This is a genomic window from Pseudomonas sp. JUb42, assembly GCF_024807945.1.
Taxonomy (GTDB): Bacteria; Pseudomonadota; Gammaproteobacteria; order Pseudomonadales; family Pseudomonadaceae; genus Aquipseudomonas.
In genome coordinates this window covers 255,527-271,576 of sequence record NZ_JANUFD010000005.1, presented here as the reverse complement: position 1 = coordinate 271,576, position 16,050 = coordinate 255,527, and the positions used below count along the sequence as shown (strand labels likewise).

13 protein-coding genes and 2 pseudogenes are annotated in these 16,050 nt (G+C 59.0%); 8 read left to right on the top strand and 7 right to left on the bottom strand.

Features of this window, described 5'->3' with window-relative positions; all coding sequences use genetic code 11:
• Positions 1-5: 5 nt before the first annotated feature.
• From M2401_RS12385 to M2401_RS12375, 3 genes are all read right to left on the bottom strand, one after another.
• Positions 6-1,574 (bottom strand): GMC family oxidoreductase, encoded by a 1,569-nt coding sequence (locus M2401_RS12385; protein WP_259103068.1) that lies wholly within the window; start codon positions 1,572-1,574, stop codon positions 6-8.
• A 12-nt stretch (positions 1,575-1,586) separates the two neighbouring features.
• A complete protein-coding gene (locus M2401_RS12380) occupies positions 1,587-2,147 on the bottom strand; it encodes a gluconate 2-dehydrogenase subunit 3 family protein (RefSeq protein ID WP_259103067.1) in 561 nt (186 codons plus the stop codon).
• A 91-nt stretch (positions 2,148-2,238) separates the two neighbouring features.
• Positions 2,239-2,808: a VOC family protein gene (locus M2401_RS12375; RefSeq protein ID WP_259103062.1), complete on the bottom strand. Its 570-nt coding sequence runs from the start codon at positions 2,806-2,808 to the stop codon at positions 2,239-2,241.
• Positions 2,809-2,844: 36 nt separating this feature from the next.
• Between M2401_RS12375 and M2401_RS12370 the strand changes: the two genes are divergently transcribed.
• The gene (locus tag M2401_RS12370) at positions 2,845-3,144 is read left to right on the top strand and encodes a ribbon-helix-helix domain-containing protein (RefSeq protein ID WP_259103057.1); all 300 of its coding nucleotides are present in this window, start codon (positions 2,845-2,847) and stop codon (positions 3,142-3,144) included.
• A gap of 17 nt (positions 3,145-3,161) precedes the next feature.
• Here M2401_RS12370 and M2401_RS12365 read toward each other — a convergent pair whose 3' ends face one another.
• On the bottom strand, positions 3,162-4,085 hold the full coding sequence (locus tag M2401_RS12365) for a LysR family transcriptional regulator (protein ID WP_259103050.1): 924 nt from the start codon (positions 4,083-4,085) through the stop codon (positions 3,162-3,164).
• 377 nt (positions 4,086-4,462) lie between these two features.
• Between M2401_RS12365 and M2401_RS12360 the strand changes: the two genes are divergently transcribed.
• From M2401_RS12360 to M2401_RS12350, 3 genes are read left to right on the top strand one after another with little or no spacing between them, the layout of a single operon-like run.
• Entirely contained in the window at positions 4,463-4,711 is a 249-nt protein-coding gene (locus M2401_RS12360) for a DUF485 domain-containing protein (RefSeq protein ID WP_259103048.1), read from the top strand.
• Position 4,712: 1 nt separating this feature from the next.
• Positions 4,713-6,290, top strand: coding sequence for a sodium:solute symporter family transporter (locus M2401_RS12355; RefSeq protein ID WP_259103047.1), 1,578 nt, complete (start codon positions 4,713-4,715; stop codon positions 6,288-6,290).
• 25 nt (positions 6,291-6,315) lie between these two features.
• The gene (locus tag M2401_RS12350) at positions 6,316-7,764 is read left to right on the top strand and encodes a CoA transferase (RefSeq protein WP_259103045.1); all 1,449 of its coding nucleotides are present in this window, start codon (positions 6,316-6,318) and stop codon (positions 7,762-7,764) included.
• A 98-nt stretch (positions 7,765-7,862) separates the two neighbouring features.
• On the opposite strand, the gene M2401_RS12345 is transcribed toward M2401_RS12350, so the two are convergent.
• Entirely contained in the window at positions 7,863-8,777 is a 915-nt protein-coding gene (locus M2401_RS12345; RefSeq protein ID WP_259103044.1) for a LysR substrate-binding domain-containing protein, read from the bottom strand.
• Between the two features lie 471 nt (positions 8,778-9,248).
• On the opposite strand from M2401_RS12345, the gene M2401_RS12340 reads away from it, so the two are divergent.
• Positions 9,249-10,271 (top strand): zinc-dependent alcohol dehydrogenase family protein, encoded by a 1,023-nt coding sequence (locus tag M2401_RS12340; RefSeq protein ID WP_259103042.1) that lies wholly within the window; start codon positions 9,249-9,251, stop codon positions 10,269-10,271.
• An 85-nt stretch (positions 10,272-10,356) separates the two neighbouring features.
• Here M2401_RS12340 and M2401_RS34490 read toward each other — a convergent pair.
• Positions 10,357-10,950: pseudogene (locus M2401_RS34490) on the bottom strand (methyl-accepting chemotaxis protein); the annotation flags it as partial.
• A 261-nt stretch (positions 10,951-11,211) separates the two neighbouring features.
• Positions 11,212-12,294, bottom strand: a pseudogene (locus tag M2401_RS34485) (methyl-accepting chemotaxis protein); the annotation flags it as partial.
• A gap of 123 nt (positions 12,295-12,417) precedes the next feature.
• On the opposite strand from M2401_RS34485, the gene M2401_RS12330 reads away from it, so the two are divergent.
• From M2401_RS12330 to M2401_RS12320, 3 genes are all read left to right on the top strand, one after another.
• Positions 12,418-12,609, top strand: coding sequence for a hypothetical protein (locus M2401_RS12330; protein WP_259103038.1), 192 nt, complete (start codon positions 12,418-12,420; stop codon positions 12,607-12,609).
• Between the two features lie 446 nt (positions 12,610-13,055).
• Complete coding sequence (locus M2401_RS12325; RefSeq protein ID WP_259103298.1) at positions 13,056-14,561, top strand: hypothetical protein; 1,506 nt, start codon at positions 13,056-13,058, stop codon at positions 14,559-14,561.
• Between the two features lie 76 nt (positions 14,562-14,637).
• Complete coding sequence (locus M2401_RS12320; RefSeq protein WP_259103034.1) at positions 14,638-16,041, top strand: PLP-dependent aminotransferase family protein; 1,404 nt, start codon at positions 14,638-14,640, stop codon at positions 16,039-16,041.
• Positions 16,042-16,050 lie beyond the last annotated feature (9 nt).

Here is a 16,050-nt window from a genome sequence, read left to right as displayed (position 1 = left end):
GAGGATCAGGCCGCGTTGGTTTTCAGCGACTGAGCGATGTGTTCGGCCTGCCGGATGGCCAGGCTGACGATGGTCAACGTAGGGTTTTCCGCAGCACTGGTAGTGAACTGGCTGCCATCGGAGATGAACAGGTTCGGCACCTCATGGCTTTGCCCGTGCTTGTTGCAGACACCGTCGGCCTCCTTGAGGCTCATGCGGCAGGTACCCATGTTATGGGTCGAGGGGTATGGCGGAACCCGGTGGGTTTTCAAGGCGCCAACCGCTTCATAGAGCGCCGTACCCTGCTTGTAGGCATGTTCGCGCATGGCGATGTCGTTGGGGTGGTCATCGTAGTGGACGTTGGCCACAGGTATGCCGAAGCGATCCTTGACGCTGGCGCTGATGCTGACCTGATTGGTCTCCCGAGGCATGTCCTCACCCACCAGCCACATGCCAGCGAGGTTGGCGTAGTTGTCCATGACACTGGCGAAACCACGGCCCCACGCGCCGGGTTTGAGGAAGGCGGCCATGAACGATGGCCCCAGTGAGATGGTTTCCATTTCATAACCGCCGACAAAACCCCGGGCAGGATCGAAGCGCGCTTCGTCGCCGATCAGCCCGGCCATGATATTGCCGCGATAGAAGTGCACCGGTTCCTTGAACTCGGCGAATACCGAGCCGGTGGTGTGGCGCATGTAATGCTTGCCGACGTTGCCCGCGCCATTGCCCAGGCCATGGGGGAACAGTGTGCTGGCGGAGTTGAGCAACAAGCGCGGGGTTTCGATGGCATTGCCCGCTACGGCCACCAGGCGTGCCTGCTGGCGGTGCAACTGACCGCTGGCGTCGGCATACACCACTGCGGTGGCGCGCCCCTTGGCATCATGTTCAATGCGCACGGCGTGGGCTTCGGCACGCAGCTCAAGCTTGCCCGTGGCCTCGGCGGCGGGAATCTCGGTATACAAGGTCGACCATTTCGCGCCCATTTTGCAGCCCTGAAAGCAGAAGCCCAACTGCATGCACTGGGCACGACCATCGCGGGCGCGGCTGTTAATGGCCATATGGCCGGTGGAACACTCCTTGTAGCCCAGCTTCATGGCGCCGTTGTACATGACTTTGAAGTTATTGTTGCCCGGCAGCCCGGGAATATTATTGGTGCGGGTGACGCCCATCTTCTCTTCGGCGCGGGCATAAAATGGCTCGAGTTCGGCCAGGGTCAGGGGCCAATCGAGCAGGGCCGCATCCTTCACCTCGCCATAGGTCTGGCGGGCGCGAAATTCGTGCTCCTGAAAGCGCAGGCTGGCACCGGCCCAGTGAGTGGTCGTGCCGCCCACGGTCTTGCAGATCCAGGCGGGCAGGTTGGGAAAGTCCTGGGCAATCTGCCAGGTCCCTGAAGTGGTGCGGGTATCGCCCCAGGACAGTTGTTCGAAAGAGGGCCATTCATCATTGATGAAGGTGGCCGTGGATTGCCGCTTGCCGGCTTCCAGCAGTACCACCGGGATGCCTTTCTGGCACAGCTCGTTGGCCAATGTGCCGCCGCCTGCGCCGGAGCCGATAACGACTACCACGGACTGATCGTCATAACTGTAAGTGGTCATGTTGATAATTCCTCAGGACATTGCGGCAGGGCTGGCATCTGCGGGAGGCGCAGGTAGCCATTTGAGGTCGTTGAAGCCGCGCATCAGATAGCCGCCTTTGGCAAAGGACGCGCCCTCATAACCAAAATGCGTGTAGGCCAGTTCGTTGCTGTACAGCGAAGTGACGGACACGCTCCTGACCAGACTGAAAAAGTCCGAGTGCTGGATTTTCTCCAGCAGTTCGACCTGGTGCGACTCGTCCAGGGATGCCCAGCTCTTGCCCGCCAACTGATCCAGTTGCGCGAAGCCTTGATTGAGCATGGGAACAACGGAAGGGTCGGTCGCTGCCCGGGTATCCAGCGCCTTGACCGCGAAGGCGTAGACGGCATCTTCCATACTGTCGTGGGGGTAGATACGGCGGATCAGCAACAGCAATTTGCTGCCCAGATCACTGCTGAGGGTGGACATTTCCAGCGCCCAGCTCTGGCCGGGGGCAAGCAGTGCGATGGGGCCGGAAGTAAATAACAGTGTGCCTAATAACAGGCCGCCACTGCCTTGCAGAAAACGGCGTCTATTGACCTTGAGGTCGTTCATGGGTGTCTCCTTGTTATTTTTATGAGAAGCCACGGTGTTACGACTGAATGATTGAGTTGGATCGGCTAATCAAACTCAGAAAAGCGCTGATTTATTGGTAATGACCTCCTTGTTGCAGGATTTCGATCTTGTAGCCGTCGGGATCCTGGATGAAAAAGAACCTCGCAAGCAGTTCGCCATCGCGCTTGAACTCCTTGATGGGCTGCGGCGACACCTCTAGCTCGGTCATCCTGGCATGACACGCATCAAGCTCAGGCGTGACGAAGGCGACGTGACCATAGCCATTGCCCAGGTCGTAGGCGTGGACGCCTTTATTCCAGGTCAATTCAATTTCAATACCGCTGTGGGGATCACGCAAATAGACCAGGGAGAAATCATCGAACTCAAGGCGGTGGGACTCTTGCAGGCCTAATGCGTCCTGATAAAAGCGCAATGAACGTGTCAGGTCTGATACACGAATCATTGAGTGAATGAACTTAAGCATAGTAGAACCCGTTATCGTTCTGGTGGTGATGAGGCCGTTGACGGCTTCATTCAAACCATACGCCTGGGTAAAACCCATGAGGTAATAGACGGCTATTATGTTCGCGTGAGCTGAGTCGCCGGCCATTCCCACGTAATAGCCTTCTGTTACCCGCGTCATCGGCAAACCGACTAGCATGGGTTGGCTATTCATTCAGAGACAGGAGCGCCATTCATGTGTGAACTCTACGTCAAGGCCGACCCCATACTGTGCGAGTCGCGCACCCGTTCGTTGCGTATCAACGGGGTCGTCACCACGTTGCGTCTGGAAAACCAGTTCTGGGATGTATTGGTCGAAATTGCCGCCAGCGATGGGCTCAGCACCAATCAACTGATAACGCAGCTGCATCAGGAAGTGATGAATTACCGTGGGGAAGTGGTGAATTTCGCCTCTTTTCTGCGGGTCAGCTGCATTCGCTACCTGAGCCAGAAACGCCCGCCGGTGGCGCTGACCCTGGTTGAGAAAACGGCCTGAGGCAACGCCGCGATGGGTTAGTGAATGTTAACGCTGACCGCCACGTCCTCGTCGCTAGGGTTCGATTGGTTCTGTAGCTTCTCGATGAAACAATTCAGCGCCGTGGAGACGAACCCGTCACGGCGGCGAATAAGCACGGTATCGACCAGCCCCTGTCCCTTGGGCAGTGGGTGAATAGCGATCTTGTCGGCGTGTGCCCAGGGCTCGACCACGACCCGGGGCAGCAGGCTGATGGCAATACCCGCGCGAACACAGCCAAGCAGGCCGTCCAGGGTGCCGATCTCCATGCGCTTGATGCCGCGCACGCCTTGGCGGATCAGCAGGCTTTCCAGGCGCTCCCGGTATGAGCAGCCATTGCGGAATACCACAATTTTCACTTCCTTGGGCGACGTTACCCAGGCGGGGCGATCGTCTATGGGGCGTACGAACCAGGGCGCGGTGACCACGACCAATTCCTCAGTCAGTACGGCCTCGCTGACCAGATCGATATCGTCCACCGGGCCTGCAACCAAAGCCGCTTCCAGGCGCCGTTCCTTGACCTCGTCGATCAAGCCTTGGGTGGTGCCGGTCTGGAACGTGACATCGACATTGGGGTATTCGGCGGCATAGTTGACCAGCACTTCGGGCATGCGAATCGCTGCCGTGGTTTCCATGGATCCAATGCGCAACTGGCCGACTGGTGAGGCCTCGTTGGCGACTACCCGCCGGGCTTCGTCCATCATCTGGTCGATCTGACTGGCATAGGGCAGCAACTGCACTCCGGCAGGTGTCAGAGTCACGCCGCGGCCGTTGCGATAGAACAGTGGCACACCCAGCTCGTTTTCCAGACGCCTGATGCGCTGGGTGACGTTGGACTGCACCGTATCGAGCAGCGAAGCTGCCTTGCTGATGCTGCCGAATTTAGCCACCGCGGCGAAGAACACCAGATCTCCAGAGTCCATGGTTGCCTCTTATAAAAAGCGGGAAATATATGAGTAGATACTTGAGCAACCATCATGCCAGCCAATATTCAAAGCGATGACGGCTAATACTTGGCATGAGTGCGCCCTGAAAAAGTGCGTTATATACGCGAGTGTGACTTTGTGGTGCTTTTGTTTGCGCGCAGTGCCGTCGGCTATACGAATTTAACTGGAATTTTCTGGAATGCAGAATGTAATTAGCTTCCATATCAACTGCGCTATCACTCTTTGTGATAGGTGCTATCTACAAAGGTGAACAGTCAGCCGTCTGGTATGTGCCCTGCATCATGATAATCAACTACCGCACTTTATATTAGAGCTTGATGCGGTGTAACAGCGTAGCGAAACAGGGGGCAAAGATGAATATAGAAGTTGACTTGGTTGACGGTGAAGAGAACTTATCGTTGGGCATCATTCTGACGCTTATTCAGGTGCTGGTGTTTTTCGGCTTTATCTATCTCTGCGCATTTCATGCGACTTCCCTGGCCGCGGATCCTTTTGATATGGGGATTCCCTGGTCATTTATTGTCGGACTGCTGGTGATTGTATGCGGTGCGGCCCTGACGACCATTTATGTGTTGGTCACCAATCGTGCGGAGACTGAATAATATGAAGTGTCCCTTGGTGGCCATGGCAATACTGTTGAGCGCTACCCCGGTATTTGCCGCCGATGGTCGAGGTGTAAGCGGTGTTTCGGTAGCGCTTTTCCTGTTAGTGATTGCCGTGACCCTGGCCATCACCTACTGGGCGGCGCGCAGAACCAGGTCGGCCAGTGATTATTACACAGCGGGCGGACAAATCTCAGGTTTCCAGAATGGCCTGGCAATCGCCGGTGATGCCATGTCGGCCGGGGCCTTGCTCGGCTTGACCGCACTGGTGTTCAGCTCCGGGTTTGACGGGCTGGTCTACGCCGTTGGCTACACCACCGGATTGCCCATTGTCGTATTCCTGATGGCCGGGAAGATGCGCAAGCTGGGCAAGTTCACCTTTATCGACGTGGTCTGCTCGCGCCTGGCAGGCACGCCAATACGGGTATTTTCGGCCTTTGCCTCGTTGGTGATCGTGCTGTTCTATCTGGTTGCGCAGATGGTCGGTGCAGGACAGTTGATTCAGGTGTTGTTCGGTATCGACTATGCCTACGCCATCATGCTGGTGGGGGCCCTGATGATTCTGTACGTGGCTTTTGGCGGCATGATGGCCACCACCTGGGTGCAGATCGTCAAGGCGGTGTTGATGATCAGCGCCTGTCTGCTGATGTGCGTATTGGTCATGCAGACTGTTGGTTTCAGCTTCAGCCGCTTGCTGGCCGGTGCCGTTGGCGTTCATCCGGCGGCGGCGAAGATCCTGGAGCCGACGTCCTTGCCCAAGGACCCGCTGTCCGGTTTTTCCCTGGGTATTGCCCTGATGCTCGGCACCGCAGGTTTGCCTCATGTGCTGATGCGCTTCTTCACTGTGCCGGATGCCCGCGCCGCGCGTAGCTCGGTGCTGTGGGCGACCCTGATCATGAACAGTTTCTACGCGATGATTTTCATTATCGGCTTCGGGGCGCTGTATATCCTGCGCCAGTCCCCGACTTTCTTCGATGGCAAGGGTGTTTTGCTCGGTGGTGGCAATACTGCGGCTTTGCATCTTGCCTATGCGCTGGGCGGTGATCCGTTCTTTGGTTTCCTCTCGGCCGTGGCTTTTGCCACCATTCTGGCAGTTGTTGCCGGGCTGACCATTTCCGGCGCCTCGGCGGTCAGTCACGATATATATGGCAGCTTGTTCGGCAAGGGTGAAAGTACCGAAAAGACTGAAATGAATATCATGAAAGTCTCCGTAGTAGTCTTGGGTGTACTGGCGGTCGTGCTGGGGTTGTTATTCAAGGGGCAGAATATCGCCTACATGATCAGCCTGGCGTTTTCCATTTCCTGCTCCTCGACCTTTCCTGTACTCATCCTGGCGATCTATTGGGCGAACCTGACGGCCCGTGGTGCTGTCTGGGGCGGAAGTGCCGGCCTGGTATCTTCGGTCGCACTGACCATTATGGGGCCGTCGGTGTGGGTCAAGGTATTCGGTTTCGCCGCGCCGCTGTTCACTATCGATCCGCCTGCAATTATTACCGTACCCCTGGCCTTTATTGTGTGCGTAGCGGTATCGCTACTGGATGGCAGTAAAGCGTCGGTCGCTCAAGTACGAATCTCCTGAAGTTAATCAAGCCCGAGGTGGTGTCATGCGTGATGTAAAAAATAGCGGGGCGTTTGAAGAACTCATGGCCATCCGCGCAGGTGCTCCATTGCCGGTCGATGAAGTTGCAATTACCGGCGCCGATCCTTTTTATGATTCGCCGTTCTTGATCGGCGAGACCGCCGCTGCCGCCCTTGCCGCCAGGGGCGTTGCGGCGAACGATTTGTGGGAGTTGCGCAACGGCTATCGCCAGAAGATCAGCGTCGATGTCCGCGCGGCGGCGGCCACTTCCCTGTACGGCGGCGACATGACTCTGCGCAAGGATGCGCAGGGCCATTACCAGCCCATTCCCTACTCGGATGCCATGAAGCATATGGTCTCCCTGACCCAGCCTTGGCAGGCAGCTGACGGCAAATGGTTCCTGCCCCATACCAATCTGCCGCACCTGGAACGCCGGGTGCTGGATGTCATCGGCGCCGACAGCAGCATTACCTCAATAAAAGAAGGGATCAGTCGTTGGCGGGTTGATGAGCTGGAAGATGCCATCGCCGACGCCCTGGCCTGTGGCGGCACTGTGCGTTCGCCGGAAGAGTGGTTGCGCCACCCTCATGGCCGCTATCTGGCCAGCAGGCCGGTGGTGGAAATCAGCAAAATCGCCGACAGCGATCCGGTGCCGCTGCCGCCGGGATTGCAGCCGTGTTCGGGGATCCGGGTGCTGGACCTGACCCGCATCCTCGCCGGACCGACTGCGGGTCTGGGCATGGCCGAGCATGGCGCCGATGTGTTGATGGTCACTGCCCCCGGCCTGCCACAAGTTCCGTCGTTCGTGCGCGATACCAGCTATGGCAAACGCAGTTGTTTCCTCGACGTCAATGTGCCCGCTGAGGCCGAGCGCCTATATGAGTTGGTCAAGGACGCCGATGTGTTCATCGACGGCTACCGACCCAATCGCCTGAGCGCCCATGGTTTTGGCGCTGAACGCCTGATCGCCATGAAGCCAGGGCTGGTTCATGTATCAGTCAATTGCTACGGCTCGGGCGGCCCATTCGCCGACCGCGCCGGCTGGGATCAAGTCGCCCAGGCCGTGACCGGCATCTGCCATACCCAGGGCGCCCTGACCGGCAGCGACCAGCCGCGGCTGACCCCGGTATTTATGTGCGATTTCCTCACCGGATTCCTGGCGACCTTCGGCGCGATGGTGGCCCTGGCGCGTCGGGCGAGGGAAGGGGGCAGCTACCGGGTGCAAGTTTCACTCTGTCAGTCGGCCATGTTCCTGCAACGCCAAGGGCTGATCGATGGCTTTCAGGACATGCCGGGAAGGTTGACGGCGCAGGAGTTCGAGCAAATGGCGGTGTGCGCAGATGGCACGTCCTACGGCGACCTGAAGACCCTGGGGCCGGTATTAAAGATGTCCGAGACGCCTTGCCGCTGGTTTGGGACAACACCGGTGTTGGGGAGTAGCGAGGCGCAGTGGTTGCCGGATATTCGTATGTAGAGCGTTTCGGCAGCGATTGACACTATAGACCCGGCTTCAGCCGGGACGGCGTTTTCCCGGTTGAAGCCAGGCCCACGAACTGTTGTGGACACCTGGCTTTAAAGGCTATCCGGATCCCCAAAGAACATCTGAATCCGCGACCTTAACCAACGCTCCCCCGGATCGTTGTCCTGGGACCCGCGCCAGGCCATATGCAGTTCGAAAGTGCGTGTCTCGATCGGCAGTTCTTCGGCGCGTACACCACCGGCAGCGGTGAGTACGGCGGCGGCGTAGTCGGGCACGGTGGCGACGATGTCGGTGCCGGTGAGCAGGGTGGCGAGGCCGTTGAACTGCGGTACAGCGAGCACGACATGGCGCTTGCGTCCGAGTTTTTCGAGGTTTTCGTCGATAAAGCCGCTCAGGTCACCAGCGAAGGACACCAGTGCATGGGGCCGTGCGCAGAAGTCGTCCAGGCTCAGGGCACCGGGCATGCTGTCGGCGCGCAGGAGTTTGGCGCGGCTCTTGCGCAGCACCTTGCGTTTGGCATTGGCCGGCAGGTCGTCGGTGTAACTGACGCCGATGGAGATTTCTCCGGATGACAGCAGGCCCGGCATCAGCAGGTAGTTGACGCGGCGAATCACCAGGACGATGCCGGGAGCTTCCGAGCGCAGGCGCTTGAGCAGGGCCGGGAGCAGGGCGAATTCGACTTCGTCGGACAGGCCAATACGGAACACCGCAGTGCTGGTAGCCGGGTCGAACTCGGCCGCGCGGCTGACGGCGGTGGAAATCGAGTCCAGCGCCGGGGACAGCAGGCCGAAGATTTCCGTGGCCCGTGCCGTGGGTTCCATGCTGCGCCCGGTGCGCACGAATAGCGGATCATCGAACAGCCCGCGCAGGCGCGACAACGCGGCGCTGATCGCCGGTTGGCCGAGGAACAGTTTTTCCGCAGCGCGGGTTACGCTGCGTTCGTGCATCAGGGTTTCGAAGACGATGAGCAGATTGAGGTCGACGCGACGCAGGTCGTTGCGATTCATGACGTGAATATCTCGTGCCGTTAGTCGATGCAGTAGCCGACGCCCGTATGGGGAAACGTCCTACCGTTCAGCTCAGACGCGAATAGTACGAGCAAACGGGGGGATTGCGCATGGATAAATTCAGCGACATATCATTGATTTGCCCGCGACCTCTCATTTTGCAGGTGAGAAATAGCCTTTTGCATGCCCGGACCGTACACCGAAAACACGGCACTCTGGCGGCCCGGGCGAGTCGTAATGGGTGTTGGCGGTCAGGAAACGACCCGGCGGCTTGCATTGTCGCGTGTACATGCCAACAATGGCCGCCCATGAATGTTCAGGCGTTTGACCCTGGTCAGGCGTTCTTTGTGGTCTGTCATTACCCTTGCAGAATCGATGACAGGCATGTCGACTATTAATAGCCACTGATAGTGTTACCGGCAAAGCCCGGATAGAGTTCATGGCATCAAGGTTTATAAGGCGAGGTTCGAAATGTCCCGCACGATTCGTTTTCATCAGTTTGGCCCTGCCGAGGTGCTCAAGGTAGAAGAGCATCCGGCCGCGTTGCCTGCGCCGGGAGAGGTGCAGGTGCGTGTTCAGGCAATCGGTATCAGCTGGTATGACGTGCTGTGGCGGCAAAACCTGGCTTCCTCTCAGGCACGCCTGCCGTCCGGCATGGGCCACGAAATGGCCGGTGTAGTGACGGCGGTGGGTGAGGGCGTCGAGGATTTCAAGGTGGGCGACAAGGTTGCCAGCTTTCCTTCGGCTGATCCGAACCAGCATCCGGTCTATGGCGAGCTGATCGTCCTGCCGCGCACGGCTCTGACCCGTTACCCTGACGTGCTGACCCCATTGCAGGCCAGCGTGCACTACACGCCGCTGCTGGTGGCTTACTTTGCCTATATGGACCTGGCGCGGATCAAACCGGGGCAAGTGGCCCTGATTACCGATGCCGGCCACTGTGCAGGTCCTTGCATGGTGCAACTGGGCAAGGCCCTGGGTGTGCGGGTTATCGCCGCGACCAAGAACTCCGATGCGCGTGACTATCTCCTGTCGCTGGGCGCCGAGAAGGTGGTGGTTACCGAAGAACAGGACCTGCTGATGGCGGTCAACAAGTTCACCGATAACCGTGGCGTGGATGTGGTGCTCGATGGCTTGGGCGGCCCGCAGATGTCGATCATGGGTGATGTTCTGGCACCGCGTGGCAGCCTGATCCTTTATGGTCTGCAGGGCGGCAACCAGACTCCATTCCCGGCCTGTGCGGCGTTCCAGAAGAACATTCAGTTCTTTGTGCACTGCCTGGGTAACTTCACCGGCAAGCCGGAACTGGGTATCACCCAGGATGAAGCGGCCCTGCAACGGGCGTTGCGCGACATCAATCAGTTGACGGCAGACCGCGTGTTGCTGCCTCTGAAAATCCAGGTGTTCCCGTTCGACAATGTCGTCGAAGCGCACCGCTACATGGATGGTTGCCCGATCGGCGGCCGCGCAGTGCTCGAAGTCGAGCCTGCCTGAGTCCTTTTATTCGGCGCTGAGCCTTCATCCTCAGCCGCTTCGACAGCGGCCTACTACTGTCGAAGCGTTATGCGACAGCCACTTCCTACAGCTGGAAATGGCGGACTTTAGCTTGTAGGTGCACGCCCAGTTCCACCAACACAGCGCTGGATTGTGCGGTGTTGGCGCTGGAACTGGCCGTTTGTTCTGCAGCCGTTCGCACTTGCACGATGCTGCGGTTGATCTGTTCGGCAACCGCTGTCTGTTGTTCCGCCGCAGCGGCAATCTGCAAATTCATCGCCTGAATCGTCGACACTGCCTGGGTGATCTTGCCCAGCGAGTCGCCTGCCTCACGTCCCAGATCGAGAGTACTGGCCGTCAGCGAGCGACTGGCCTGCATGAACTGTGCGGCGGTCCCTGCGCCCTTGAGCAAGCGCTCGACCAGACCATCGATTTGCGTGGCCGAGCCCTGGGTCCGCGATGCCAGCGCCCGCACTTCATCAGCCACCACCGCAAAACCACGCCCGGCTTCTCCGGCACGGGCTGCTTCGATGGCGGCATTGAGGGCCAGCAGGTTGGTCTGCTCGGCGACGGACTTGATTACCTCCAGCACGCCGCTGATCTGCCGGCATTCACCCTCAAGATCCAGCACCGCATCGGCACTGCGCGACACTTCGCCGTTGAGATGTTCCAGCGCCCGCACAGCCTGACCGACCTTTTGATCGCCGCTCTGGGCTTCACGATCGGTTTCGGTGGCAGCCATGGACGCATCCTCGGCATTACGCGCCACGTCGTGAACGGTTGCCGTCATTTGATTCATGGCTGTAGCGACCTGATCGGTCTCGATACGCTGGCGATCCACGCCCGCACTGGCGGCGTGGGTGGCGACCGACAGTTGCTCGGCGGCGTCGCTGATCTGTACCACGCCCTGGGCGATGAAGCCGATCAGTTGCCGCAGGTTCTGGGCCATGGCATCGATACTGCGCTCCAGCTGCCCCAGTTCATCCTGACGATGCTCGACCTTGACCGGGCGCAGGTCCCCGGCTGCGATACGTGCGGAGGTCGCCAACAGCTTGCGCAGCGGGCGAACGATCTGTCTGCTGATCAGCCACGCGGCAAGAATCCCTAGCAACACGGCGAAAGCGCTGATCCCAAGCAGGGACAGCCGGGCCCGTGAGACGGCATCAGCCCGGGCTTCGAGCTGGTGACGGTAAAGCTCGCCGCTCACCGAACGCATGACCTGGCCTTGCTCGGCCAGGCTCTGGGCAGCGGCCTTGCTGTCGCGCATGCCTTGGCGGAACAGGCCATAACCGGCCTGGTACTGGCTCAGCGAATCGCCTGCGGTATGCAGAGTCGCCTGTTCGTCCTCCGGCGCCTTGTCGAGCAGCCCGGCAAAGCCGTCGGCCAGATCCTTGAGCGCGCCGCTGGCCGCTTTGTCTGCGTCATCGGTCTGCTGAAAGATATAGCCCCGTACCAGGTAACGGATATTCAGCAGCTTTTGATTCAACTGACTGGCCAACTGAACGCGCTGTACCTGTGTCGGATCCTGTGAAGTGCCGGCCAGCTTGGCGAAGGCCGCTTTCTGCAGCGCATCGAAGGCGGCGACCGTGGCATTGCCGGCGCTAACCAGTTGGCCCCTCGCGCTGTCGCGCCGTGCCTGGGCCTGGGTGAGTTGGCTGAAGGCTGCACGATAGCTTTGCAGCGCCTGCTGGATCTGCGTCAGGCCCTGCTGCTGACGGGCGTCCTGCAGGGAATGCAGGTTGTCATCAAGTTGGGCCTGCATCTGGTCGATTTGCGCCTCCAGGCTTTTCGCCTGATCGGGAGCACCGCTGGCGATAAAGCGCTCAAGCTGGGCCTGGGCATCGAGCAGGAGCATTTCCAGATGGCTGAGGCGATAGCTGTCGTCGGCGTTGTCGACCATGCGATCGGTGCTGCGCAGGCCGGTGAACATCACCAGCAGGGTCAGGGCCAGGATCGAGCCGAAGGCAATGACCAGTTTTTTGCTGACGGGCAGGTGGGAAAAAGCAAAACCAGGCGAGGTCATTTTTGCAGGCGGCTGCACGCCCGCAGAAAAGGTCGGGGAGGGGGCCATCGTGTTTCCTTTATTGGATTTATTATGGGGCGACTGTCCGCGGGGGCTGCGCCTGCACCTTGAAGTGCAGCACCCATGCCAAGTCTGCCCATGGCGCGCCAGAGCGGCTCGGTTGACGTGGGTGGGCGAAAATCCGCTCATGTACGTTATTCGATAGGCGGAAACCCGCTGATCGCCGCAGCCGTTGCGGCGTATTACGGCCGAAAAACATATGACGGTTTGTTTCCACTGTTGCTGGATTTGTCCGTTTTTAACCGGACCTTGTAAGGGTGTGACCCTAATCCCGAAAGTGGATAAACAAAGTTGTCTAAGAATAATGAGGCGTGTGTGGAGGTTGGTGTTTGTTGTTGTTGAATTTTTAGTGGAAAAGATGAACTTTTAGTGCCGCGGCAAGCGTTGTGCTGGGTTCCGGGGGAGCGCCTGTCTGGCAGGCTGATGGATTGGTTTTTTTGCCGTTTTTCCCCGTGCCCACGGCGTGAAAGCCTGACTTTCAATGAGAATGTTTAAACAAAGTTATTTAAACAGACATTGTTTAGTATGCATTGAGCTGCGCTGTATTTACCCGCGTGTCTGTCCCTTGTAATTGTGGTGAGGCGATTGATAATGGCTCGTTAATTATTACTCAAGGAATGAGCCATGGTCGGTGATCAGTCGGTTGTTCAATACGGCGTTGGTAGCGTGTGCGGAGCAGGCAAGTGGGTGCGCAAGCCATGATGAGTGCCATCCACGAACAGGCAATGAACTACGTCTATCAGCAAGTCCTGCAGCGCTTGTTGAGTTATTTCACCCGCGCTGAACGCACCGCCCTGCAATTGCTTATTCAGCGCCTGATCGTGGCCGCGGGCGGCGTGGAGCACATTTCCAGTTTCAAGGTCATGATTGCCTTCAGTGGCGGCAAAGACAGCGCGTACACCGTAGCCTTCCTGCGCGCCGCGCAACTGAGCATCGCTGGCCGCGCCCCGGGCACTTTCAATCTGCGTGTGGCCAATATGCGCCATATCGGCATGACGCCGGCGGTCATGGACAATATTCATCGTACCTATTCGGCACTGTTTCTCTACGACGATCCACGGGTGGAGCTGCTGGCGGTGGATCAGCAGCATATCTATGCCTTCGAGCCCGACCTGCCGTTTTCCGCTTCGGCCCGGGAAAAGAACCGCTCGGATATGTTGCTCAGCGGCCACTTGAGCGGTGGCGACAGCCGTACCACCTTTTGCAACAGTTGCTATCTGAATGTCGCGGATTTCCTGGGGCGGGTGAGCACTTGGGGCAATGGTGTCGACGCCATTGTCAGCGGTGAGTCGCGCAAGGAGCAGAAGCAGTACGCCACGCGGATCATGCGCCTGGTGCAGCACATGGGGCAGGGGGCGGGCACCTGGCGCCAGCAAAACTTCGCCAGTGTGCTCCGAAACATCGGCAGCGTCGGTCAGACCTATTACCGCGAACTGTACGGCGACGCGCCCCAGGACAGTGGTCAGGTAACCCGACTGTTTGCCTGCCCGCCACAATCCGTGTCGCCGCTGTTTATCTCTCTGGCGGATCTGGTCAGTGGCCGTGCCGATGAGCACTGGGGGCTGCTGACTGATTTCCTGGGTTTTCGCTTCGTCGACCTGGCTTTCAGTTTCAGCGAGTCGGACTGCGCCAATCCCTTGCTCATGGCGCACATGCATGGCTTGCGCAGTCAGTATCTGCAGGATCGTGACTACGCCGATGGCATCGCTGAATATCTGCAGCTGGCGGCAAAATTGATGCGCAGCAAATGCATGCCGGTACGGCTGATCAATCAGGCCATGGCCGCTTACGAGGGGCAGGAGCGCCTCGAAGAGCGGCGTACCCTGGCCGCCGCCTACGCCCTGGAGGGCTTCGGACTTAACGAAGCGCAACTGGTGTGTCTGTTGTTTGCGCCCTTTGTCGGTGAGGGGCAGGGGCTTGAAGGATTTCTGCGCAGCTGTCATCCGGGCATGCTCGTGGCTTTGCCTGATTTGCATAAGGCCTTGTCCGGTTTGTCGGCGCCGGACCAAGTGGTGCAATGGCTGATCGACGTCAGTGGCTTGAACCTCAAGGGCCTGCAGAGCCTGTACGCCAGGCAGCGAATCGATTTTGCCGATCAGGGTTCGTTGATTGCCAGGGTCCGGGCCAGTGATCCGGACAAGCGCCAGATTCAAACCATCGATGCCATTACCGGCGAGGCCGTGTCCACGCTGCTTTCGGGACGCTGACCTTCAGTCCTGCGGTTCGATGCCCCCTCTATTTATCTTGAGCCTTGGATCTTTCATCCAGGGCGGATTGCCGTCGATGAACAACAAAATGGATTTCGCCTATCAGGCGGTATATCGCTATCTGTTGCGCCTGATCAACGAACAACCGGGCGATAGCACCACCCGTTTGCCTTCCCTGCGTCAGCTGGCCAAGCGCCTGCGTGTATCGATCTCGACGGTGCAGAGCGCCTACACCTTGCTGGAAAAGGAGGGGCGAGTGCGCTCGGTGGCCAAATCCGGGTATTTCGCCCTGGCCGCTGCCATGGATGTCGATGTCGGCCTCGATAGCGGCAACGCGGACTTGCTTGAGTCACTGTATTGCGCTGCCCGGCGTTCGGGCATGTTGCTGTGGGGCCATGACGAGCCTTGGTTGCTCAAGTCCATGGATGCCTCGTTGTTGGCGATGGAGCGTGAGTTGTTGCGCCATTGTCCACGGCCTTTCGATCCGGCGTTTCAGCCGTTTGGCGATATCGAACTGCGCACGGCTCTGGCGGCGCGCTATACGGTGTCGACCCAGCGCTGTTGGCTGCCGGAAAACGTCTATATCGGTGCCGATCTGTGCGGCATGTTGAGCATCGTCCTCGAAGCCCTGCAATTGCGCGGGGCGACGGTGCTGGTGATGGCGCCCTGTTCGTGGCGGGTGTTGCGGTTATTGCAGGCATTCGCCATCCGCGTGCTTGAGGTCCCCCTCGAAACAGGCGGCGCGGTGAATCTGCCCGCACTGGACCAGGCCCTGCTCAGTGAGCCGGTGGGGCTGGTCCTGGTGCCGTCGTTGCTCAATTGTGCTCAGGGCAGTTGCCTGCCGTTGCACAATCAGCAGGGTCTGGCGGAGCTGCTCAATCGCTACCGGGTCTGGGTTCTGGAAGATGACAGCCATGGCGAGCTGACCTACGAGCTACCTGAGCAGCATCTGCGCCATCTGATCGATCCCGAGCGCCTGATCATTATCGGCACGTTTGCCCAAATGCTCGGCTCCGAGGCGCCGTTCGGCTATTTGCTGTGCCAGCACTGGGCGCGACAGTGTCAGCAGCAATTGCTGTTACGCGCCTTTGCCTTGCCGGTGCTGCGGCAAAAGGCCCTGGCCCGGTTGTACGGCAATGGCACAGTGGATCAGCACCTGGCGCAGTTACGGCCAATACTGGAGCGCAAGATGCTCAGTCTGGCGAACTTGCTTGAGCATCGCTTGGGCCAGACTTTGCATTTTGAGATGCCCAGGGGCGGCGCGGTGATCTGGGCCAATAGCGTGCAGTCGGTGGATATGCAACAGGTGTTCAGACTCTTGTTGCAACGGCGCATCGTCATTGCGCCGGGTCAGTTGTTCAGCCTGCAAGGGCGTTACCGGCAGCACCTGCGCATCAGCTATGCCATCGATTGGAGTGAGGACGTGGTGGCGGCCGTCGACACCCTGGGCGAGGCGTTGCATCAGGCACGGTGTCACTGACTCAGGCAG